General features: G+C 59.4%; 18 protein-coding genes and 1 other RNA gene. 13 read left to right on the forward strand and 6 right to left on the reverse strand.

From position 1 onward, the window contains the following. Nucleotides 1-177 precede the first annotated feature (177 nt). From ACTJK5_RS03280 to ACTJK5_RS03305, 6 genes are all read right to left on the reverse strand, one after another. Nucleotides 178-969 (reverse strand): glycoside hydrolase family 25 protein, encoded by a 792-nt coding sequence (locus tag ACTJK5_RS03280; protein ID WP_116492215.1) that lies wholly within the window; start codon nt 967-969, stop codon nt 178-180. Between the two features lie 155 nt (nt 970-1,124). Further along, nucleotides 1,125-1,802, reverse strand: coding sequence for a class I SAM-dependent methyltransferase (locus ACTJK5_RS03285; protein WP_440611839.1), 678 nt, complete (start codon nt 1,800-1,802; stop codon nt 1,125-1,127). Further along, nucleotides 1,799-3,049, reverse strand: coding sequence for a DUF3419 family protein (locus tag ACTJK5_RS03290; RefSeq protein ID WP_335322324.1), 1,251 nt, complete (start codon nt 3,047-3,049; stop codon nt 1,799-1,801). Before ACTJK5_RS03290 ends, ACTJK5_RS03285 begins: the two co-directional genes overlap by 4 nt. Before the next feature lie 199 nt (nt 3,050-3,248). Then, complete coding sequence (locus tag ACTJK5_RS03295) at nt 3,249-4,364, reverse strand: lytic transglycosylase domain-containing protein (protein WP_335322325.1); 1,116 nt, start codon at nt 4,362-4,364, stop codon at nt 3,249-3,251. Nucleotides 4,365-4,485: 121 nt separating this feature from the next. Continuing rightward, nucleotides 4,486-5,121, reverse strand: coding sequence for a LysE family transporter (locus ACTJK5_RS03300; RefSeq protein WP_062426634.1), 636 nt, complete (start codon nt 5,119-5,121; stop codon nt 4,486-4,488). 240 nt (nt 5,122-5,361) lie between these two features. Next, nucleotides 5,362-6,573 (reverse strand): pyrophosphate--fructose-6-phosphate 1-phosphotransferase, encoded by a 1,212-nt coding sequence (locus ACTJK5_RS03305; protein ID WP_440611840.1) that lies wholly within the window; start codon nt 6,571-6,573, stop codon nt 5,362-5,364. Between the two features lie 309 nt (nt 6,574-6,882). On the opposite strand from ACTJK5_RS03305, the gene ACTJK5_RS03310 reads away from it, so the two are divergent. From ACTJK5_RS03310 to mraY, 13 genes are all read left to right on the forward strand, one after another. Continuing rightward, complete coding sequence (locus ACTJK5_RS03310) at nt 6,883-7,623, forward strand: J domain-containing protein (protein ID WP_062426508.1); 741 nt, start codon at nt 6,883-6,885, stop codon at nt 7,621-7,623. Continuing rightward, complete coding sequence (locus ACTJK5_RS03315) at nt 7,620-8,387, forward strand: N-acetylmuramoyl-L-alanine amidase (protein ID WP_062426509.1); 768 nt, start codon at nt 7,620-7,622, stop codon at nt 8,385-8,387. Before ACTJK5_RS03310 ends, ACTJK5_RS03315 begins: the two co-directional genes overlap by 4 nt. Nucleotides 8,388-8,634: 247 nt before the next feature. Further along, complete coding sequence (locus ACTJK5_RS03320; protein ID WP_062440532.1) at nt 8,635-9,171, forward strand: lytic transglycosylase domain-containing protein; 537 nt, start codon at nt 8,635-8,637, stop codon at nt 9,169-9,171. A gap of 177 nt (nt 9,172-9,348) precedes the next feature. Next, nucleotides 9,349-10,536: an FAD-dependent oxidoreductase gene (locus ACTJK5_RS03325; protein WP_111846918.1), complete on the forward strand. Its 1,188-nt coding sequence runs from the start codon at nt 9,349-9,351 to the stop codon at nt 10,534-10,536. 114 nt (nt 10,537-10,650) lie between these two features. Then, nucleotides 10,651-11,844 carry an NAD(P)/FAD-dependent oxidoreductase gene (locus ACTJK5_RS03330; protein WP_440611841.1) on the forward strand — a complete coding sequence of 398 codons (1,194 nt, stop codon included), beginning with the start codon at nt 10,651-10,653 and terminating at the stop codon, nt 11,842-11,844. Nucleotides 11,845-11,928: 84 nt separating this feature from the next. Beyond that, an RNA gene (gene rnpB, locus ACTJK5_RS03335) (RNase P RNA component class A) lies at nt 11,929-12,332 on the forward strand. A gap of 389 nt (nt 12,333-12,721) precedes the next feature. Further along, a complete protein-coding gene (mraZ, locus tag ACTJK5_RS03340; protein ID WP_062426513.1) occupies nt 12,722-13,162 on the forward strand; it encodes a division/cell wall cluster transcriptional repressor MraZ in 441 nt (146 codons plus the stop codon). 14 nt (nt 13,163-13,176) lie between these two features. Beyond that, nucleotides 13,177-14,202, forward strand: a complete 1,026-nt coding sequence (gene rsmH / locus ACTJK5_RS03345) for a 16S rRNA (cytosine(1402)-N(4))-methyltransferase RsmH (RefSeq protein ID WP_111846920.1) — start codon at nt 13,177-13,179, stop codon at nt 14,200-14,202. Between the two features lies 1 nt (nt 14,203). Further along, nucleotides 14,204-14,767 (forward strand): cell division protein FtsL, encoded by a 564-nt coding sequence (gene ftsL, locus ACTJK5_RS03350; RefSeq protein WP_062426515.1) that lies wholly within the window; start codon nt 14,204-14,206, stop codon nt 14,765-14,767. Further along, nucleotides 14,767-16,506 carry a peptidoglycan D,D-transpeptidase FtsI family protein gene (locus ACTJK5_RS03355; RefSeq protein WP_062426516.1) on the forward strand — a complete coding sequence of 580 codons (1,740 nt, stop codon included), beginning with the start codon at nt 14,767-14,769 and terminating at the stop codon, nt 16,504-16,506. The genes ftsL and ACTJK5_RS03355 overlap by 1 nt, the downstream gene beginning before the upstream one ends. A gap of 58 nt (nt 16,507-16,564) precedes the next feature. Then, entirely contained in the window at nt 16,565-18,025 is a 1,461-nt protein-coding gene (locus ACTJK5_RS03360) for a UDP-N-acetylmuramoyl-L-alanyl-D-glutamate--2,6-diaminopimelate ligase (protein WP_440611842.1), read from the forward strand. Beyond that, the gene (locus tag ACTJK5_RS03365; protein ID WP_113327899.1) at nt 18,022-19,455 is read left to right on the forward strand and encodes a UDP-N-acetylmuramoylalanyl-D-glutamyl-2,6-diaminopimelate--D-alanyl-D-alanine ligase; all 1,434 of its coding nucleotides are present in this window, start codon (nt 18,022-18,024) and stop codon (nt 19,453-19,455) included. The genes ACTJK5_RS03360 and ACTJK5_RS03365 overlap by 4 nt, the downstream gene beginning before the upstream one ends. A gap of 117 nt (nt 19,456-19,572) precedes the next feature. Continuing rightward, complete coding sequence (gene mraY / locus ACTJK5_RS03370) at nt 19,573-20,673, forward strand: phospho-N-acetylmuramoyl-pentapeptide-transferase (protein WP_062426519.1); 1,101 nt, start codon at nt 19,573-19,575, stop codon at nt 20,671-20,673. The last annotated feature ends 2 nt before the right edge of the window (nt 20,674-20,675 follow it).

The following is a 20,675-nucleotide window of genomic DNA, read 5'->3' on the forward strand; positions in this document are numbered from 1 at the left end:
GGCAAGATCGTGAAAGACAATCGCCGAGGTTTTGTTTCGTCGCCCCTGCGATTATTTCGTCGCACATCTGCCTGTATTGGCTCAAAAAGCAAGTCCAAAGCAGGTCGCGCAGAAGTAGTATGCGCTTTTGTGGCAACTGAACCCGCTACCCACGGCGATCTGGCGTTTCGTTCGTCGTCAACTGCGGGCGTTGGAGGCAGACGCGACCCATGTGCGCCAGTTCTTCTCGCTTCCAGAGAAGACGTTGATGTCGGTGGGGGTGCTGATGCCCGGAATGACGCCCGTGCCGGTATATTGCCAGAAAGCCCATTGGCGCTGCGGATAGATTTCCGATGGATGGGCTGCGACCGAACGAACCCAGAAATGATAGTTCTTGAACTGGCCGACCAGGTTGTCCCGGTGGAAATCGACGCTGGTGTAGATGATCGGCCGCTTGCCGTAGTAGTTTTCGATACGGGTGAGGAAGCGCTGGATTTCGGAACGAACCACGTCGGGTGACGGGCGCGTCTTGCAGGTCGGGGAGGCGGGGTTCCACTCCACATCGAGTACCGGCGGCAGCTTCATCGATTCCTTCGGAACGTTGCGGATGAACCAGTCAGCCTGCGCATCGGCGGGCGCGCAGAAGTAATAGAAGTGATAAGGCGCGTGCGGCACACCGGCGGCGGCCGCGCCGCGCCAATATTCTTCGAATCGGGAATCGAGACGATCGGTGCCTTCGGTCGCCTTGATGAAGGCGAATGATACGCCGGACTTGCGCACGGTCGCCCACTCGATCTCGCCATTCCACTTGGAAACGTCGATGCCGTGGACCTCGTGTCTGTGTGGCGATTCGCGGCCGAAATCGTGCGGATCGTTATCCTTGAACTTTGGTCGTGCGACGGAGGCAGTCTCGAGGAAATCGTAACTGGTCGAGGTGCAGCCACTAAGGACCAGCAAGGTGCCAAGAAGAGCCGGAATGAGCCGCCGCATGATGTTCCCAGTTGAATGAGTTCCCGCCGATTGCGCGGCCGGCTCATTGGCCGACGCGGCATATCGTTAATCCGTATTTACCATAACAGGGTAAACAAGCGGTTATGACAAGTGGACGGATTAAGAATTCATTCCTGAGCGGTGAGGCGGCTTTCTCAAATTCTCGGCATCGTCAGCACAGCACGCCATGCATAGCCGCGGGCGAGCGGCTCGAACTCAAGGGATGCATTATGGCTTCCGGCAAGCGTCTCCAGTACGTAGCGGAGGTTTGAACGCGGTGTGACGTGGAACTTCGTCAGCCACGCCTGCAGCAGGCTGCGGAACCAGACGGGCAGGTGCTCCTGCTGGCCGAAATCGACGATATGCAGCGATCCGCCCGGTGCCAGCGACAGGAGGGCACGTTCCACGGCCTTTTCCCATTCGGGAATCATCGAGATCGCATAGGAAATCATGATGCGATCGAACCCTTCGCTACGACCGAACTCTCCCAGCCTAAAGGTGGTGGCGTCGGAAACGCGCAGCGTTGGACGCGCCACCTTGCCCGAGAAGTTCTCTGCCGCCGTACTCAGCATCTCGGCGGAGATATCGAGACCGTAGAGCTTGGCGAGCGGAAAATGACGGGCGGCGAGCAGGAGATTGCGGCCTGTGCCGCAGCCGACCTCCAGAAGGCTGCCGCCATGGGGAACATCCAGACGTTCAATCGTGCGGTCACGGCCGAGGAGATAGTATTTGCGGGTGATGTCGTAGATGTGCCGCTGATGGCGGTACATTCTGTCCATCAGGGTCGCATGCTGGGCGTCTGCGAGGCCGACGCTGTCTCCGATGCTCTTCATGCCGATGCCCTCTGATAGATGTGGAAGCCGCCATAGATGGCCGATCGGTCCTTCGCGTTGAGCTCAAGCGAGCGGTCTTCGAGATAGGACCATTGGGCACGGATATCGTCAGATAGGCGGCCCTCGATGACACTCTTTTCTGCCGCCGTGCGGAAGATCACACGTGCGTCGGGTGTCGCCGTGCGGCTGATCTGCGCCCATAGCTCGTTGATCTGCACGTCGCTCATCCAGTCCTGCGCATCAAGCAGCACATAACGATCCACCGACGAGGCGGGTTTGGACGCCAGAAGCTCGGTGAAGGTGGCGTGATGGACAGTGACGCGATCGGCATTCTTGCGAATGGCGTCGTAATATTCGGGTTTCAGATAATCCGGTAGTGTCCCTTCGCCGGCATCTGGGTAGCGGCGGGCAAAGGCCTGCCAGGCAAAGTAATTGTCTTTCAGGGAGAAGTCGCAGGCGAGCTTTTCCAAGCGTCTGCGCAAGACGGGCGCGATGGTGTTGCCGTCCGAGAGGCTGGCCAGTTCGTCATATTGGCGCGGTGGAATCCCGAGGCCGAAGAGCGAGCTCTTGCGCTTGGTCAGCCAGCGGATCATCGGCTTGTCGAAGAGAGGTGCCACCTTCTCGTCGAAGAACTGGCGCTGCTCTTCCATCGAGCGGGTCTTTGCAATGTCCTGGAGCTTGACGCCGTGCAGGCGCGCCAAGAGGTGTCCGGCGCCGATGAAGCGGCCGAGCAGTCCGGTACGGTAGATGTTGCGATCGAAAACGGAGATGCGACGGCGTCCTGCAATCGTGCGCTTCGACCAATAAGCGCGCGTCTGCGCATCGAGGTTCGGGGCGATGAAGCGGTCGTAGCCTTCGCTGTTGGAGCCGATATTGGCCTTGCCGAATTGGCGCACGACATCGCCATGGCTCGGCAGGTGGCAGAAGGCAGCGAGCTTCAGCCGATTGAGAGCGATGTGGTGGGGGTTGAGATCGACGACGTCGATGCTTTTCGGGCTCTGCGACAGGTAGGCCAGCGCATTGCAGCCACCCGAACCGATGGTCACGATGCTATGACCTTCGCAAAGCTCCATGGCCTGCATGTCGACATCCGGGTCCTCCCAGATCTGCGGATAGACGAGGCCGGAAAACAGCATGCCGAACAGCCGCTCCGACAGGCCGCTGGTCGAAAGCGCCTTGTGCTGGAGAAGGGCGGCCTTGAGCTTGGTATTCTTGCTGAAGCCGGTTTTGGGGGCAGCACTCGTCATATGATTCCACCTATCGTTCGGGTGACAGGCGTGTAGCGTCAGGACGCAACAGTTTAATGACGGGAGGAGCGGGAGGCAGTCGCTCCGCTAGCACGCGTTGATACAAACGGTGCCCGGAGCAATGCCGCAGAAGGCGTTCAACTGCCCTTTGTTCAAGGGCGGGTCAGACCATAGACAATTGAGGGAATAGAGCGTTCTGCTACTGACGCAGGACGTGGAGCATGTTCTTGCGCTTGGCGTCGTAATAATAGCCGCGGGCATAAAGACGCACAGCGCCGTCACGATCGTTCTCAGATACCTTCCACGCACCGCTCAGATATTTGACGGCATAGCGCAGATTTGTCTCTGCATCGAAAAGACCGGAGGCGGGGCCACTGAAACCCATGGAACGGGCGGTGGCATGCTTGATCTGCATCAGGCCAAAGTGGCCACGATTATATGCGCCGGGATTGTAGCGGCTTTCGCGCATGACGACGCGGTGCACCAGATCTTCAGGGACGCTATACATGGTGGCGTATTTGGAGATCAGACCGCTGAGCTTCTCGCGACCGACGGGCTGCGGCCCGGTGCTGAGACCCTCGCGCGTGCTGATCGCAGCCAGCGCTGCATTCTGCGGGGCAGAAGCGTAGGCGAGAACGGTGCTGTCAGGCTTGGGCAGCGGCACGATCGTTTGCGCGCGCACCATGTCTTCCGTCAACTGCACAGGGGCCGCCGATGGCGTACCGGGTGGTGGCGGGGCCGGTGGGAAGGAGCCCTTGACGGCGACGACCTGCGGCAGGGATGCGGTGGCGGAGGTGTTTGCTGCGGCCTGAAGGCCGGCTGCGTGATTGGTAGTCATCGCCGTTGCTGCAACAGGCGTTGCGCCAAGCGATGCTGCCGTTGTGGCCGATGCCATTTGTGGCGTGCCAGTCGGCGATTGCATCTGCGCGGAAATCGCGGCTGCGGCTGCAATTTCTGCTGCCGGGGGAAGAGCGACACGACCGCCTTTGATGGCTGGTGTGGAGGGCGTAGGGGTTGTCGCGGAATTGGATGCGACCTGAACCGGGGAGGCCGCATCGGCTGCTGTCGGCGCGTTGGTCGCTGCCGCTGCTACGGTGCCGGGCTGATGGCCCTCGGTCGTAGTTTGCGTGCCGGGCGCTACCGTACCTGGCGCCGTTGCCGGCGCTGCGACGGGTGCGGCCGCAATCTTCGGGGAATGAACGTTGGAATTCGCTGAATATTCGACGCTGGTGCATCCTGCCAAGGCCAGCGTCAATCCCATGGTGGACGACAAAAGTGACGCCGATTTACGGCGCAAATTGCCAGAAAATATCATGCTGCCGCCTCTACTTTGCCTGCCCGTTGATGCCCCCGTATCAAACGAAGCACGCAGTCTCCTGGGCGGATCATTAACCTATCGTAAGGATTCCGGCAAGACGGGAGGCGTCATATGTGTTTCAGGCGGCGATGCGCCGGTAGCCGGCGGAGACGGCGCGGCCTGTAATGAAGCGCGTTCCGCGGTTGTTTCGGACCTTTTTCGTCACCGATGCACGACGCACCATGGCGATCGTCGAGCGGGCAAAAGTGGCCTGCAGAGTGAGGCAGAGAAGGGACAGGACCAAGGTCGCGGCCTGCATCTGCGTCAATGTTTCCACCACGTCGCGGGAGCGATTGATGAACTGCGACAGGAAGGCGATGAAGAAGGCGAAGTAGCGCAGGCGCAGCGCCGCCAGCACGAAGCAATCGACAAAGATGGCGCCAAGTGTTCTGGCGCGCAGATTGTCATTCTCCGCCTGTGACTCGCGCGCGGCAGGCGTTGCGATCGTCCACAGGCCGAACAGCATCAACCAGCCGATTCCAGCCCATTGGATGACATCAAGAAAGGAAGAGGGCACATAGGACGCGCCGGCCACCACGACGGCAGCCGCGGTAAATGTCGTCATGACGCCAAGCGTCGCGCCGCTGACCGAAGCGATCATGGTGCGCTTGCCGCGCACCGCTGCATAATTTGCAACCTTGAAAGCAATTGGCGATGGCAGCGCAAAAAGAATGGCACAGGCTGTGCAGAACACCAGCCAGACTTGTGCGGACATGACGACCTCCTTGCCCTTCACATCTTTTTACCAAGCGATGAGGCGATAATAAAGCCTTCGTCACGTGGAGTTTGGAACAATGCGGGCTTTCCCGCGCTGCGTTGTGCGAAAGCCACGCATTCCTCCAGGAGAAGACCATAGGGGAATAAAGCATCGGCCCGGAAACCAAAACGGATTTCCGGGCCGATGGATGCATCACGTCAATCACGTCTTCCTAATTATTTAGGGAGACAGGAACTGTTACGCCGCTTTGAAGGGCTGGCCGATATGGTCCATCACCTCGGAGAACCAAGGCGTCGAGATATCGAAATGCTTGCCGCCCTTGATGCGCGGGAACTCGATGGTGCGCAGCTTGCCGCCCTGATCTTCGTCATGACCGGTGACGCCTGAGACCTTGTTCAGCGCGCTTTCGACTGCCAGATCCACCATGCTGTGGATCAAGCGCAGGTCTTCGCCATTGGCCGGGGCCGAACGCGCATAGTAGCCCGACTTCTGAACCATGGTGCGCTCGGCGCCGATTAGGCTTGCAAACTGCTTCTGGAACCAGCCGCCGACATTGATCGTGTCGATCTTCACATGGCCGAAGGCATCGCGCTTGACCGCTTCGCCGGCTGCTTCACGCTCCGCCACGATCGAATCAAGGCCTGCACCTTCGGAGACGAAGAGGGTGACGAAGCCATTCTTCTCCATGATTTTCCTCAGACGGTTCGCTTCCGCCTGGATGTCGAAGGCCATTTCCGGCAGGTAAAGACCGTCGATGCGCTTCAATTCTTCGCCCATCAGCAGGCCCTCGACATAGTCGTTGCCCTTGACCTTCTGGATATAGGCGCGTGCGGTGGCCGCCGTGAGCCAGCCGCAGTGACGCCCCATGACTTCGTGGATGACGAAGGTCTTGGGCGCTGCACTCTGTTCATTGCTGACATTGTCGAAGAAATTTGCGCCGACTTCGGCTGCCGTCCAGGCGCCAAGCGACTGCTTGATCGGGACCACGTCATTATCGACCGTCTTGGGAAGACCGACGACGGTCAGATTATAGCCATTAGCGCCGAGATAGGCGGCAAGGTCTGCCGCGGTCGTGTTGGTGTCGTCGCCGCCAATGGTGTGAAGAATGGTGACGCCATCCTTGGCGAGGCGATCGGCGGCAACCTGCAACGGGTTTTCGCCGTCCTTCACCAGCCCGCGCTTGGCGCAGTCGGCGGCATTGGTGAGCTTTACGCGGCTGTTGCCGATCGGAGAGCCGCCATAGCGATGCAGCAGGGGAGCCTTCTCGCGCATCTCTTTGGTGATGGCGACGCTGTCGCCAAGAAGCACGCCCTGATAGCCGGAGCGGTAGGCCACGATGTCGATCTCGGGAGCGATGTCGGTGTAACGCTCGATCAATCCGCCCACGGCAGACGAGAGGCAGGGCGCCAGTCCGCCTGCGGTCAACATTGCGACTTTCTGTTTGGCCATTGGGGCTCTCCTTTGTCGGTTCTCAATGCGTGTTGGGGCAAATGGATGCGACAGCCTGTTTTGCATGTAAAGTGAATTTCTCAAGAAAAACGGGTATTTCGCGGTATTTTCGAATATCGGTGAACTGCTTGGCGAATATAATCGTTTCAATGCCAAGAAGTGTCGACGACCTCGGAACCGGCTTGTGGAAAAGCTGTTACGACGGTGTCAGACGATCAGCATAAAGCGAAGCTAAGATGACGAAAACTTAATGATCTGCGACCTTTATGCGTCTTGCATTCACACCATGGAGCCGTCATGCTGAGAGACATGATGTTCGATTTCGCCTGTTTGCACATTTCATCCCTCTGGGAGCGGCTGCTCGGCGCGATCGGCGAAGCGGCAGGAAATGTGCTGGGTCGAGTCATCGAAGCGGTTCGAACCGTTTTCGAAGGCGATCCGGAAACCCGCCGCAAGGTCTCCTTCTCCGTCGCGATCATTGCTCTTTCCGCCAAGATGGCGAAGGCCGACGGTGTCGTGAACGATGCCGAGGTGCGCGCCTTTCGCCAGATATTCGATTTTCCGGAAGAGGAAGCCAAGAACGTCGCAAGGCTTTATAACCTCGCGCGTCAGGACGTTGCCGGTTACGAAGCCTATGCCGAGCGGCTTGCGGGTCTCTGCGGTACGGGCCGTGAAAACTGCGAGATGCTGGAAAGCGTGGTCGATGGTCTGTTCCACATTGCCAAGGCCGATGGCCTGATTCACGAGCGTGAAATGGCCTTTCTCGGACGGATCGCGGAAATCTTCCGGATCACCGAGGATCATTTCGAGACGATCATGGCGCGCCATGTCCACATGGACGGTCGCGATCCCTACCGCGTCCTTGGCGTTTCGCCATCCGACGACTTCTCCGATATCCGCAAGCGCTACCGTCTGCTGGTGGCCGAGCATCACCCCGACAAGCTCATTGCCCGTGGCGTTCCGATGGAATTGCATGCGGCTGCGAATGAGCGTATGGCGGCACTCAATGCCGCCTATGCGGCCATCGAGAGAGAACGCCGCGTCGCATGAGTGACTTTCTGCCGGATTATGCCGGTGCCAGCGTCCAGCCCTCGCCAAACCATGGCGAGCGGGTGGGGGTAAGCGCACCCGACTCCATCATTCTTCACTATACGGGCATGGAAAGCGCCGAGCGCGCGCTGTCATGGCTTTGCGAGCCGGAAAGCCAGGTTTCCAGTCATTATCTCGTTTTCGAAGACGGACATGTCATTCAGATGGTGCCGGAGAGCCGCCGCGCCTGGCATGCGGGCAAGAGCTTCTGGGCGGGCGAAATCGATCTGAACTCCCGCTCGATCGGGATCGAGATCGCCAATGGCGGCCACCCTGCGGGACTGCCGGATTTTCCTAAAGCCCAGATCGACGCCGTTGCCGAATTATGTCGTGACTGTGGCGCGCGGTGGTCGATTGCGCCCGAGCGGGTGCTCGCGCACTCCGATATTGCCCCTGTTCGCAAAGTGGATCCGGGCGAGAAGTTCCCGTGGGACATCCTGTCGCAGAAGGGCGTCGGCCATTGGGTCCAGCCCGCGCCAATCGGCGGCGGACGCTTCTTTCAGCGCGGCGATAGTGGACAACCGGTTGAGGCCTTGCAGTCCATGCTGTCGCTCTATGGCTACGGCGTTGAAATTTCGGGCAGTTATTGTGAAAAGACGGAAGGCGCAGTTGCAGCTTTCCAGCGTCATTTCCGGCCTGCGCTGGTGGATGGCATCGCCGATTTCTCCACCATCGACACGCTGCACCGGTTGATTTCGCAACTGCCGAAGTTCAAGCGCGCGTAGGCGTCGTCCTCGATAAAAGTGGCGTGACCGACGCTGGTCCAGATTGCGTTCTCGGGCCCTTGCCACAGTAAATCCTTATTGGCCGACTTTAAACGCCGCATCGAAATGCGGCTGCCTGGTTGTTGTCCTAGACGCCGTCAATATCAATGACGAAGATTTTCCGGAGGATCGTCCCCGTGACTTTCCCGATGCGTGCCCTCGCGCGTCCATTACTGGATGTCTTTGTGACTGGAGACTATTTCTACTGATGAGAAGAGTGATTGTTGCTGTCTCGGTCTGCACCTCGATGCTGGCCGCGCAGACCGGAATTGTTGTTGCCAAGGATGACGTGAAAACCAAGACCGTGACGCTGCAGACCTATTTCCGTAAACCCGGTTACCCCATCCCTGAGCGAACCCTTCCTGCGACGCTGAAGAACGATTACTCCGACCTCATCGTCAAATATGCCAAGCGCTACGGCGTACCGACGAACCTGGCGCATGCGGTCGTTTCGGTGGAAAGCCGGTTCAATCCCAAGGCCCGCGGAAGTGCCGGCGAAGTCGGGCTCATGCAGATCAAGCCCGCCACCGCGCGGATGATGGGCTATCGCGGCACGGTGAAGGCGCTCTACGATCCGGAAACCAATATCCGCTGGGGTATGCAGTATCTCGCCACGGCGCACCAACTCGGCGGCGGCGAAGTCTGCAGCACCATTTTGCGCTACAATGCAGGTCATGGCGCAACCCGCATGAACCCGGTGTCAAAGGCCTATTGCGGCAAGGTGCAGGCGCTGCTCCAGGGATGATCGTGTCGGTGCGGTTTGGGCTTCTTTCTGCCGGCAGATTTTGTTAGTCGAGAACGGCGGCAGCATAGGCCCGAAAATCGGATACGATTTTCGGCAAGCACGATGCGTCGAGTCAAAAAGGGAAAGCGTCCTTTGTGCGTCCAATAGGACGCACGGCGCTCTACGAGGGAGCGCAGGATGACCGACTTCAGATACATCGTGATCGGAGCTGGAATGATGGGGGCTGCTGCGGCACGCCATCTTTCTTCGCAGACGGACGGCGTGGCGCTGATTGGTCCTGCCGAACCCACAGACCGCAAGAGCCACTACGGCGTCTTTTCCAGCCATTATGATGAGGCGCGGATCACGCGCGGTTTTGACGGCGACCCGGTATGGGCGGAACTCGCGAAGCGCTCGATCGAACGATATGCCGAGATCGAGCGAAAGAGCGGCATCCGGTTTTACCACGAGGTGGGCTGCCTCTTCACCGGCAATGGCAATGGGCTGGGCGGTGATTATGTCTCGGGCGCCATGAGCAGGAAAGACGCGCTGGGTCTGACAGTCGAGACCTACGAGCCGGACGCGCTTTCCTCTCGTTTCCCAATGTTCTCTCTGCCGGGTGATCATCGTGGCTGGTTCGAGCCGCACAATGCCGGTTACGTCAATCCACGCGCCTTGGTGAAGGCTCAAATCACGATTGCCGGGCAACAGGGTGCCTCGATCCTTCGTCAGACGGTGGTGAAGGTCTTCGATGGCGGTTCAGGCGTCGAAATAGAGACCTTGGAGGGCCATCGATACACGGCGGAGAAGGTAATCGTCGCAGCGGGCGGCTTCACCAATATGGCCGACATTCTGCCTGTTAAAGTGGACATGACGGCAACAGGCCGCACCATCGCCTTCTTCGAACTGAACGAGGAGAAGCAGGAAGCCTTTGCCGGCATGCCCTCCACCATTGTGCTGGCGGCGAGCGAAGACGACATCGTCTACATCCTGCCACCCGTTCGATATCCGGATGGCAAGGTCTATTTGAAGATTGGCGGGGAGAGCGAAAAGGGCAGGCTGGAAACGCTCGATCAGGCGGTCCAGTGGTTCCATTCCGACGGGACCGCAAGTGAGGTGGATTTCCTTGTCCGTCGCGCCATCGAGTTGATGCCTGCTCTCGCAGGATGTCCCGTGACGTCCGGCTCCTGCGTTGCCTCCATTACCCGCACCGGCTATCCCTATATCGGCTACACGTCGTCTTCCAATATTGCGGTGCTGACAGGTGGCAATTTCGTTTCGGCGAAATCTTCCGATGAGATTGGCCGGCTGGGGGCGGTGCTTCTTCTTGAGGGGCAGTTGAGCGAGGACAATTTTGCAGCGCAGATGGCGCCGGTGTTCGTCTGACGGCCCATGTGTCCGGAGGTAGTCCTTCATCAAGACACTCAAATCCCTCTGGCAGTGAATCAGGAAGCCGCTACAAGTCTTTGACGCAGAATCTGAAATCGGTTGAGAGTAGTTATGGCAGCGCAGTTCAAATATATCGTCGTCGGTGCGGGCATGATGGGGGCTGCTGCTGCCCGGCATCTGTCTCTCGAATCGGATGGAGTGGCGCTGATCGGGCCGCATGAGCCAGCCGACATCCAAAATCATCAAGGCGTGTTTGCCAGCCATTACGATGCGGCGCGGATCACGCGGACCATCGATGACGATGCGGATTGGGCGCGGCTCGCCAATCGCTCGATTGAGCGCTACCGGGAGATCGAGCGCGAGAGCGGGATAGGCTTTTACCACGAGGTTGGTTGTCTGATCGTCGGCAAGGCGCGTGGCACGGGTGTACCCTATATCGAGAATGTCTGCGCTGCGGCCGAGACGCTTGGGGTGGATACCGACGTTTTTGGGGATGCCGAGCTGATCCAGCGCTTCCCGTATTTTTCCTTCGAAAGCGGTTGCGAAGGTGTCTTCGAACGGCGCAATGCCGGTCACATCAATCCACGCGAACTGGTGCGGGCGCAAATCCTGGCAGCGGAAAAGCGCGGTGTGACGCGCTATGACGATATTGTCGTTTCGGTTCGGGACGCGGGCGGTGTGGCGACTGTCACCACTGCCTCCGGCAAAAGCTACACGGCGGAAAAGGTGCTCGTGGCTGCGGGCGGATTTTCGATTGCGGAAGGGCTGTTGCCGCAGGCACTTTCGATGAAGGTGTATGCTCGCACCGTTGCATTCTTCGAGGTCGATGATGCCGATCTTCGAGGCTTTTCAGAAATGCCGTCGCTGATCTATGAGCCGAGTGACCCTACCAAGCATATCTATCTTCTGCCGCCGGTCGTCTATCCCGATGGCAAGGCCTATCTGAAGATTGGCGGCGATCCGGAAAATATTCTGCTCGGTACGGATGCGGAGATCCGCGCCTGGTTCCGGACTGGCGGAAAGCCTGAGGTGCGGAATAATTTCGCAGCAATCATAGAGATGCTTGTTCCCAGCATCGATGTGACACGACTGTCGATGGCGGCCTGCGTCACATCCTATACGCCAAGCGGCTATCCGGCGATCGGTTATTGCGGGTCGGAGCGGATTGCGGTTCTGACCGGCGGCTGTGGCGCAGCCGCAAAGAGTTCAGATGAGATCGGGCGGCTCGGCGCGTTGCTGTTGGCCCAAGGCCATATCGCGGGCGAAGGTTACGAGACGGATTTCGCACCGGTCTTTGCCTCGTAAGTCTGGCGGCTCCCTTTAACCGCAGCCCAACTTGTGGCGATTTTCCGTTGGCTTTTCATCTTGAACCCGTCTAAGGAGCGCGTGCCAGTTGGCCGGGCAGCCGCGCTTTACCAATGTCGAAAGACGGTAAGGTGAGGAAAGTCCGGGCTCCACGGAAACACGGTGCCGGATAACGTCCGGCGGGGGCGACCCTAGGGAAAGTGCCGCAGAGAGTAGACCGCCACCTTTCAGGTGGTAAGGGTGAAAGGGTGGGGTAAGAGCCCACCGCGCCGCTGGTAACAGGGGTGGCATGGTAAACCCCACCGGGAGCAAGACCGAATAGGGATGACGTGGGGTGCCGCGAAAGCAGCGCCTACAGCCTGTTTCTGGGCGAGTCATCCGGGTGGGTTGCGCGAGGCGGCATGCAAATGTCGTCCCAGATGAATGGCTGCCACGTTCCGGGTCAAACCGGGGCCATACAGAACCCGGCTTACAGGCCAACTGGCGATTTCTCTCTTTTTCACTCCTCATGCGAAGCCGATTCCGGCGACCGCAATAGGTCATTGTTATCGTTCAATTATTTTTCATTAAAACTTCCGTTACGGAAGGCAGAGATGCCGCGTGAAACGGTTGCCGGTAAACCATTCGTTAAACTTAACGGGATATGAATATTCGAATCCGAAGTCGGTTCGCGCCGCCTTCTCCCATTGACGCCCATAGTGTCCCATGGTATCCCAAATGCACACCACAAGGGGTCGTGTTTTTGACCCGCAATCGCTGAAACGGAGACAAGGCCTTTCCAAGGCTGCAGGACTTTTTGTTCTGCCGGTCAGCGATTTGTCGTGCGTATCGGTGTCGCCTGAGCATGCGGCTTCAGGCGTTTCTGGCGAGTTGTCATATGGGGCGCTTTTTATCGAACGTGACGAACAGGATCGACGCCAAGGGGCGCGTTTCGGTTCCATCCGCGTTTCGTTCGGTGCTGGCACAACGCGACATCCAGGAGCTTTATTGTCTTCAGGATTTCGCTTTTCCGGCCATCAGCATTGGCGGGCCGGACCTGTTGGATCGCTACGAGCGGCAGATCGCGTCGATGGATGCGTTTTCGCCGGAAGCCAATGCAATGTCGCTGCTGGTTCACGGTGGCGGCGTGTTCATGAAGCTCGACGGGGAAGGGCGGTTGATGGTCACGGATTTCATCCGGGACTTCACCGCTATCACCACCGAAGTGACCTTTGTCGGTCGGGCGGATCATTTTCAGTTGTGGCAGCCGGAAGCGTTTCACGAGGCGCAGACGGCGGCAAGAACGGGGCGCAGTTTTTCTGCTGTTCGTCCCGTATAAGGCGGGGACACGGAATGGCGGCGAATTCTGGCGGACGATCTTCTGATGCCGGTGGCGGACCTGTTCGCCACATTCCGGTTCTCCTTCGCGAAGTTCTAAGCGCGCTCGATCCCGCTGAAGGCAAGGTCATTCTCGACGGTACATTCGGCGCTGGCGGCTATACCCAGGCGATCCTCGAGCGCGGTGCGAATGTCATTGCTCTTGATCGTGATCCGACTGCCATCGCTGGCGGCCAGCCGATGGTTGCCGCCAATGGCGGGCGGCTCTCTCTTATTCAATCGCAGTTTTCCGATCTGGCAGCGCATGCGCCTGCACAAGGCCTCGATGGCGTCGTCTTGGATATCGGTGTCTCCTCCATGCAGATCGATGAGGCCGAGCGCGGCTTCTCCTTCCAGAAAAACGGACCGCTCGACATGCGCATGTCGGCATCCGGCGTCTCTGCGGCCGATGTCGTCAATCGCTGCAAGGTCGGCGATCTGATCCGGATCTTCGGTTTTCTGGGTGAAGAAAAGCAGTCAGGACGCATTGCCCGTGCCATTGAAAAGAAGCGCGCGGAAGAGCCCTTCCGCACGACGCGCGACCTTGCCGGGCTGATCGAAATCGTCACGCCGCGCAAGGCGAAGGACAAGATCCATCCGGCAACCCGCGTTTTCCAGGCGCTGCGCGTCTTCGTCAATGACGAGTTGGGCGAGCTGGCAAAGGCCTTGTTTGCGGCCGAACAGGTGTTGAAACCCGGCGGACGCCTCGTTGTCGTCACCTTCCACTCGCTGGAAGACCGTATCGTGAAGAAGTACTTCGCCGACCGTTCCGGTCGCGCGGCAGGGTCTCGCCACATGCCGATGGTGGAAGACAAGCCGGCGATCTTCGATTCGCTCGGCAAGCCGATGATTGCAGCCAGCGAGGAAGAGGCAGAGTTGAACCCGCGCGCCCGTTCCGCCAAGCTGCGCGCTGGCATTCGTACCACCGCTCCGGCGCGTCCGGCAGACATTTCCATTTTCGAACTTCCCGATCTCGCCAGCCTTGAAAAGATGGGAGGCTGACATGCTGCGCACACTCGACCTCATTCTCGTCGGCGTGATGGTGTCAGCGGCCGTCGTCACCTATTCCATCAAGCACCAGGCCGATCTCAAGCTTGAATCCGTCAAGAAGCTTGAAGCCGAAATCAAACTCGAGCGCGATACGATCGATCTTCTGCGCGCCGACTGGGCGCTTCTGACACAGCCGAACCGGTTGCATCGTCTGGTCAATGCCTATCAGGCCGATCTTCAATTGACGCCGACGCTGCCAACGCAACTCGCACAGCCGCAGGAGCTGCCCATGTTGCGTTCGCAACTGCCCCAGCCGCCAGAGCCGGAGGGCATGAGCGTCGAGGATGTGATTGCTGCTGCGGTCAACGGCTCGAAGCCGGGCGCCACACTTGGTGGTGCCAAGCCGAAATCGGCACCTGCCGGCCAGATCGTCGCCACTGGCGGTAAGCCTGTTCCGGCACCGGCACCGCGCTCGCATGTGGCCCGTGTGCCCAAGCAGCCAATGCCTGCTGCGAAAGCGCCGATTGGCGACGAGTCCGGCGAAATGGATGAAACGATAACAGGATCGGTGGACTGATGTCTTTTCTCTCTCGCGTCATGGTTTTGAAGAGCAAGGCCCATTTCTCCGCCAGCACGATCGGTGGGGCGGACCATGCTGCCTTCGAGGGCGCACGCAAGAAGCGCGCTTCGCAGGCCAAGAGCCGCGTTGGCCTGTTGATCTTCGGCTTCGTCTGCTTCTATGGCGTCATCGGCGGTCGTCTGGTGCAATACGGCTTGGCCCAGCAGGAAACCGTTTCCAGTATTGCGCCCGCCGACAGGCTGATGGCCTCGCGTCCAGATCTTCTGGATCGCAATGGCGAAGTGTTGGCCACCGATATCCGCACCGTGTCGCTGTTTGCCGAACCGCATCGCATCGTTGACGTGGATGAGGCGATCGAGAAGCTGCGCACCGTTCTGCCCGATCTCGACACGCGCGGCACCTATCAGAAGCTGACGAACAATTCGCGCTTCCAGTGGTTGCGCCGTCAGTTGACGCCGAAGCAGCAGAGCCAGATCCTGGCGCTTGGCATTCCCGGCATCGGTTTCCGTCCCGAAAAGCGCCGCTTCTATCCGGGTGGCCCGACGGCGGCCCACGTCGTCGGTCACGTGAACATCGACAACCGCGGCGTTGCCGGCATGGAGCGCTATCTCGACAGCCAGGGGCTGGCCGATCTGACAGCGCTTGGCATGACCTCCGACCAGCCACTTGAGCCGGTGAAGCTTTCCATCGATCTGCGCGTCCAGGCGATCGTGCGCGAAGTGGTGGTCAATGCCATTCAAAAGTTCCAGGCGATTGGCGCAGGCGCCGTTGTCATCAACGTGCATACGGGCGAAATCCTCGCCATGGCGTCGCTGCCGGACTACGATCCGAACAACCCGGCGGAAGGCGCCAAGGAAGGCTGGCTCAACCGCATGTCGAACGGTACGTTCGAAATGGGCTCGACCTTCAAGTCCTTCACCATCGCCATGGGTCTGGACGAAGGCGGCATCTCGCTCGGCTCCACCTTCGATGCGCGCTTCCCGATCCGCATCGGTGGCTTCACCATCAAGGACTTCCACGGCAAGGGACGCATCTTGTCGGTACCGGAAATCTTCCAGTACTCGTCCAACATCGGTACGGCGAAAATTGCCGATACGGTTGGGACCGAGGGGCATAAGGAGTTCCTGACGCGCCTTGGCCTGCTGTCCCGGATGCAGACGGAATTGCCGGAAGTGGCGATGCCGACACAGCCGCGCCAGTGGAAGAAGATCAACTCCATTACGATCTCCTTCGGCCACGGTGTATCGACCACGCCGCTGCAGACGGCGATTGCCGGTGCGGCCCTCGTCAATGGCGGCAAGCTGATCGAACCAACCTTCCTGCCACGCACCGTCGAACAGGCCGACCTTGTGGCGAAGCAGGTGATCAAGCCGACCACCAGCCGCGACATGCGCTTTCTGTTCGAATGGAACGGCGTCAATGGTTCTGGCCGCAACGCCCGCGTCGAAGGCTTCAACGTTGGCGGAAAGACCGGAACGGCCGACAAGGTGGTCAATGGCCGCTATGTCCACGACAAGAACTTCAACGCTTTCCTATCGGCCTTCCCGATGGATAAGCCCGAATATGTGGTTCTCTCCTTCATCGACGAACCGAAGACGGACAAGGGCAATGGTGCGGCACTTGCAGGCACGTCCGCGGCCCCGATGGTGCATGACATCATCACCCGCTCGGCTGCGATCCTCGGCGTCAAGCCGAAGTTCGGCAAGGATGGCTCGGCCTTGCTCGTGTCTTATTGATTGGTACAGCTTATGATGGACCGGCGATTCGCGTCGGGGGGACATGACGGACACATCAATGAATTTGCGAGATCTATCGGGACAGTCGTTTCCGGAACTGAATGAATTGCTTCGCGCAGATGCCGGAGCGCTGACCATCACCTCGATCACGGCGGACAGCCGCAAGGTCGAGCCGGGCGCGCTCTTCGTCGCCGTTTCCGGCAACAAGGCGGATGGCGCGATCTTCGTGCAGGACGCGGTTGCCAAGGGTGCTGCCGCAATCGTTTCGGGCCAGCCCGTTTCCGCAGATGTGCCGGTTCTCGTCGTTTCCGATCCAAGATTGTATCTCGCGCTCGCTGCTGCCCGCTTCTATGGGAAGCAGCCTGAGACGATGGTTGCCGTCACCGGCACGGCCGGCAAGACGTCGGTTGCGTCCTTCACCCGACAGATCTGGGCTTTCGCCGGTCATCCAGCCGCGCAGATCGGCACGACGGGCGTGATTGCGCCCGGCCGCGAAGAATATGGTTCGCTGACGACGCCCGACCCGGTTTCGCTGCATGCGCTTCTGGCCGAGTTGGCATCGGAAGGCGTGACCCATGCGGCAATGGAGGCATCCAGCCACGGTCTTGATCAGCGTCGTCTGGATGGCGTGAAACTTTCTGCTGCCGGTTTTACCAATCTCGGTCGCGACCATATGGATTACCATCCGACGGTCGAGGACTATATGGCCGCGAAGATGCGGCTGTTCGATACGCTGCTGCCGAAGGGCTCACCCGTCGTCATCTTTGCCGACGATCCATGGTCGGCTCAGGCGATTGAGGTGGCGACAAAGGCCGGTCACGATGTGCGCACGGTTGGCCGTAAGGGCGATTATCTGGCGTTGAAGCGTGTCGAGCACTTCCGCCACAAGCAGATGATCGAGGTGCATCACGAAGGCGCAATCCACGAGGTGGACATTCCGCTTGCGGGCGATTTCCAGGTTGCTAATGCGCTGGTTGCGGTGGGTCTTGCCATGTCGACCGGCGTGTCCGCACCGGTGGCCATGAAGGCGCTGGAAAAGCTGATCGGCGCTGCCGGTCGTCTCGAACTCGTCGGACAGACGAAGAACGGCGCGCTGGCTTATGTGGATTATGCCCATAAGCCCGATGCGCTGGAAAACGTGCTGACCTCTGTGCGTCCCTTCACCTCGGGCCGCATCATCACCGTGTTTGGATGCGGCGGTGATCGCGACAAGGGCAAGCGTCCGATCATGGGCGAGGTAGCTACCCGGCTTTCGGATGTGGTGATCGTGACGGACGACAATCCACGCTCCGAGGAGCCTGCCACCATTCGATCCGAGATCATGGCAGCGGCACCCGGTGCCGTGGAAATTGCAGACCGCGCAGAGGCGATCCGCCATGCCGTGTCGATGCTGGGGAATGGAGACACATTGATCGTTGCGGGCAAGGGGCACGAGGAAGGTCAGATCATCGGCGGCGTGACGCTGCCGTTTTCGGACCATGAACAGGTGCGTTCGGCGCTGGAAGGATTGAAGATTTGAACTGGTTATGGACAGTTGCGGACATGATTGCCGTTACGTCGGGACGTCCGGTCGGCAATCTGCCGCAAGGTATCACGGGAATTTCCATCGACAGCCGCACGGTGCAGCAGGGCGAAGCCTTCTTCGCCATCAAGGGCGACCGCGTCGACGGCCATGATTATGCAAGTTTTGCCGTTGCCAATGGCGCGAGCCTGATGGTCGTCGCCGAGGCCAAGCTGCCGGCACTTGGACGCCTGACGGTGCCGATGATCGTCGTCGATGACGTTCTCTCCGCCCTCGTCAAGCTTGGTGTTGCTGCGCGTGAAAGAACCTCGGCACGCATCATTGCGGTGACCGGCTCGGTGGGCAAGACGACGACCAAGGAAATGCTGCGGCAGGTGCTGGCCCCATCGGGCAAGGTGCATGCGGCGGTCTCGTCCTTCAATAATCACTGGGGCGTACCGCTGACGCTGGCGCGTATGCCCGCCGATACCGAATTCGGCGTGTTCGAAGTGGGCATGAACCATCCGAACGAAATCCGTCCGCTGGTAAAGCAGGTGAAGCCGCATGTGGCCATCATCACCACCATTGCGGCGGCGCATCTCGGCAACTTCAACAGTCTCGAAGAAATTGCCGACGCAAAGGCTGAAATTTTCGAGGGTGTTCTGCCCGGCGGTGCGGTGATCCTCAACCGCGACAATGCGCAATTCGAGCGGCTCGAGGCGGCAGCACTTCATGTCGGCATCGACCATATTCTGACTTTCGGCCAGCACGCCAAGGCCGACTTCCGGCTTGCTGATTTCGAAAGCACGCCGAACGGCTCGACCATTTGGGCGATCATCAATGGCGAGACCAGCGAACTGAATATCGGCACGCCGGGTCGTCATGTCGCAGAGAATGCCATGGCTGCCCTTGGCGTTGTCGCTGTGACCGGTGCCAATCTCGATCGTGCTTTCCATGCGCTTGGCGATCTTCGAGCCGTCAAGGGCAGGGGAGAGCGCCACCGCCTGTCGGTTGGCGATGGGTCGTTCCTTCTGATCGACGAGAGCTATAACGCCAACCCGGCCTCCATGCGCGCGGCGATTGCGCTTCTGGCGCAGTCGGAAGTGCGCGGCAACGGACGGCGCATTGCGGTTCTCGGCGACATGCTGGAGATGGGCGAGTTTACCGCGGAGGTGCATGAAGAGCTATCCGGCCCGATCCTGTCTGCCGGCATCGAACATGTGTGGCTTGCCGGAGAATCGATGGCGCATCTTCGCGATGCGCTTCCCGAAAGCGTCAATGTGTCCTGGTTCCCGACGACCGCTGAGCTGGCTGACTTCGTGTTGAAATGGGTGCAGCCGGGCGATGTGGTGATGATAAAATCGTCACTTGGCATCGGTTTTGGCAAGATTGTCTCGGCTCTTCTTGACAAGTATCCGGCATTCCCCGAGACGGAGCGCCAGAATTAGGAAGCCTGAAAGCCCGAAATCTTCGGCTTTCTGCGCTCGATACGGAAACAAGGACCTTGAAGCGGCGCTGGCCTTACCTCCCGCCCGCCGCTTCGACCGCCTTTCGAAAGGGCAAACATGCTGATCTGGCTCGTTGAACTGTCGGACAAAATTCAAATCTTCAACCTGTTCAGGTACATCACGTTCCGGGCGGGTGCAGCGCTCTTCACCTCCGCTCTCATCGTCTTCCTGTTTGGACCGGCCATTATCAATTCGCTGCGAATTCGCCAGGGCAAGGGTCAGCCGATCCGCGCCGATGGCCCGCAGACCCACTTCAAGAAGGCCGGTACGCCGACCATGGGCGGCTTGATGATCCTCGCAGGCATCCTCGGGGGCTCGTTGCTCTGGGGCGATCTGTCGAATGTCTATGTGGTTGCGGTTCTTCTGGTAACGCTCGGCTTTGGTGCCATTGGCTTTTATGACGACTACCTGAAGGTGACCAAGCAGAGCGACAAGGGTTTTTCCGGCAAGGCGCGTCTCGGCATCGAATTCGTTATTGCTGCCATCGCCACCTTCTTCATGATGAAGATTGCGCTTGCCACGGCACCGCATGGCGGAACGCTTGGAAGCTCGGTCGCCTTTCCCTTCTTCAAGGAATTCGTGATCAATCTCGGCTACTTCTTCGTTCTCTTCGGCGCTTTCGTCATCGTCGCGGCCGGTAACGCGGTCAACCTGACCGATGGTCTCGATGGTCTTGCCATCGTGCCGGTGATGATTGCGGCTGCGACCTTCGGCGTGATTTCCTATCTCGTCGGTAATGCGATCTTTGCGAACTACCTTCAGATCAACTTCGTGCCCGGAACCGGTGAGCTTGCGGTGATCGTCGGTGCCGTGATCGGTGCCGGTCTCGGCTTCCTCTGGTTCAATGCGCCGCCCGCGGCCATCTTCATGGGCGACACCGGTTCTCTGGCGCTTGGCGGCCTGATCGGCTCCATCGCCGTCGCGGTCAAGCATGAGATCGTGATGGTGATCGTCGGGGGTCTGTTCGTCATGGAGACGCTCTCGGTCATCATCCAGGTCTTCTGGTTCAAGCGCACCGGACGGCGCGTGTTTCTGATGGCGCCGATCCACCACCATTTCGAAAAGAAGGGCTGGACGGAAAGCCAAGTGGTCATCCGCTTCTGGATCATCTCCGTCGGTCTGGCCATGCTCGGCCTCGCGACACTGAAGCTGAGGTAAGT

It is taken from the genome of Agrobacterium sp. 22094 (genome assembly GCF_052046015.1).
In the GTDB taxonomy this organism is placed as follows: Bacteria; Pseudomonadota; Alphaproteobacteria; order Rhizobiales; family Rhizobiaceae; genus Agrobacterium; species Agrobacterium cavarae.

What these genes read in the sequence shown, in the direction of transcription:
- rsmH (WP_111846920.1), top strand. Translation starts at nt 13,177, where the DNA reads ATGGCGGCGAATTCTGGCGGACGATCTTCTGATGCCGGTGGCGGACCT.
- ACTJK5_RS03360 (WP_440611842.1), top strand. Translation starts at nt 16,565, where the DNA reads ATGAATTTGCGAGATCTATCGGGACAGTCGTTTCCGGAACTGAATGAA.
- ftsL (WP_062426515.1), top strand. Translation starts at nt 14,204, where the DNA reads ATGCTGCGCACACTCGACCTCATTCTCGTCGGCGTGATGGTGTCAGCG.
- ACTJK5_RS03325 (WP_111846918.1), top strand. Translation starts at nt 9,349, where the DNA reads ATGACCGACTTCAGATACATCGTGATCGGAGCTGGAATGATGGGGGCT.
- ACTJK5_RS03300 (WP_062426634.1), bottom strand. Translation starts at nt 5,121, where the DNA reads ATGTCCGCACAAGTCTGGCTGGTGTTCTGCACAGCCTGTGCCATTCTT.
- mraZ (WP_062426513.1), top strand. Translation starts at nt 12,722, where the DNA reads ATGGGGCGCTTTTTATCGAACGTGACGAACAGGATCGACGCCAAGGGG.
- ACTJK5_RS03290 (WP_335322324.1), bottom strand. Translation starts at nt 3,049, where the DNA reads ATGACGAGTGCTGCCCCCAAAACCGGCTTCAGCAAGAATACCAAGCTC.
- ACTJK5_RS03315 (WP_062426509.1), top strand. Translation starts at nt 7,620, where the DNA reads ATGAGTGACTTTCTGCCGGATTATGCCGGTGCCAGCGTCCAGCCCTCG.
- ACTJK5_RS03280 (WP_116492215.1), bottom strand. Translation starts at nt 969, where the DNA reads ATGCGGCGGCTCATTCCGGCTCTTCTTGGCACCTTGCTGGTCCTTAGT.
- ACTJK5_RS03295 (WP_335322325.1), bottom strand. Translation starts at nt 4,364, where the DNA reads ATGATATTTTCTGGCAATTTGCGCCGTAAATCGGCGTCACTTTTGTCG.
- ACTJK5_RS03355 (WP_062426516.1), top strand. Translation starts at nt 14,767, where the DNA reads ATGTCTTTTCTCTCTCGCGTCATGGTTTTGAAGAGCAAGGCCCATTTC.
- ACTJK5_RS03305 (WP_440611840.1), bottom strand. Translation starts at nt 6,573, where the DNA reads ATGGCCAAACAGAAAGTCGCAATGTTGACCGCAGGCGGACTGGCGCCC.
- ACTJK5_RS03320 (WP_062440532.1), top strand. Translation starts at nt 8,635, where the DNA reads ATGAGAAGAGTGATTGTTGCTGTCTCGGTCTGCACCTCGATGCTGGCC.
- ACTJK5_RS03330 (WP_440611841.1), top strand. Translation starts at nt 10,651, where the DNA reads ATGGCAGCGCAGTTCAAATATATCGTCGTCGGTGCGGGCATGATGGGG.
- ACTJK5_RS03285 (WP_440611839.1), bottom strand. Translation starts at nt 1,802, where the DNA reads ATGAAGAGCATCGGAGACAGCGTCGGCCTCGCAGACGCCCAGCATGCG.
- ACTJK5_RS03310 (WP_062426508.1), top strand. Translation starts at nt 6,883, where the DNA reads ATGATGTTCGATTTCGCCTGTTTGCACATTTCATCCCTCTGGGAGCGG.
- mraY (WP_062426519.1), top strand. Translation starts at nt 19,573, where the DNA reads ATGCTGATCTGGCTCGTTGAACTGTCGGACAAAATTCAAATCTTCAAC.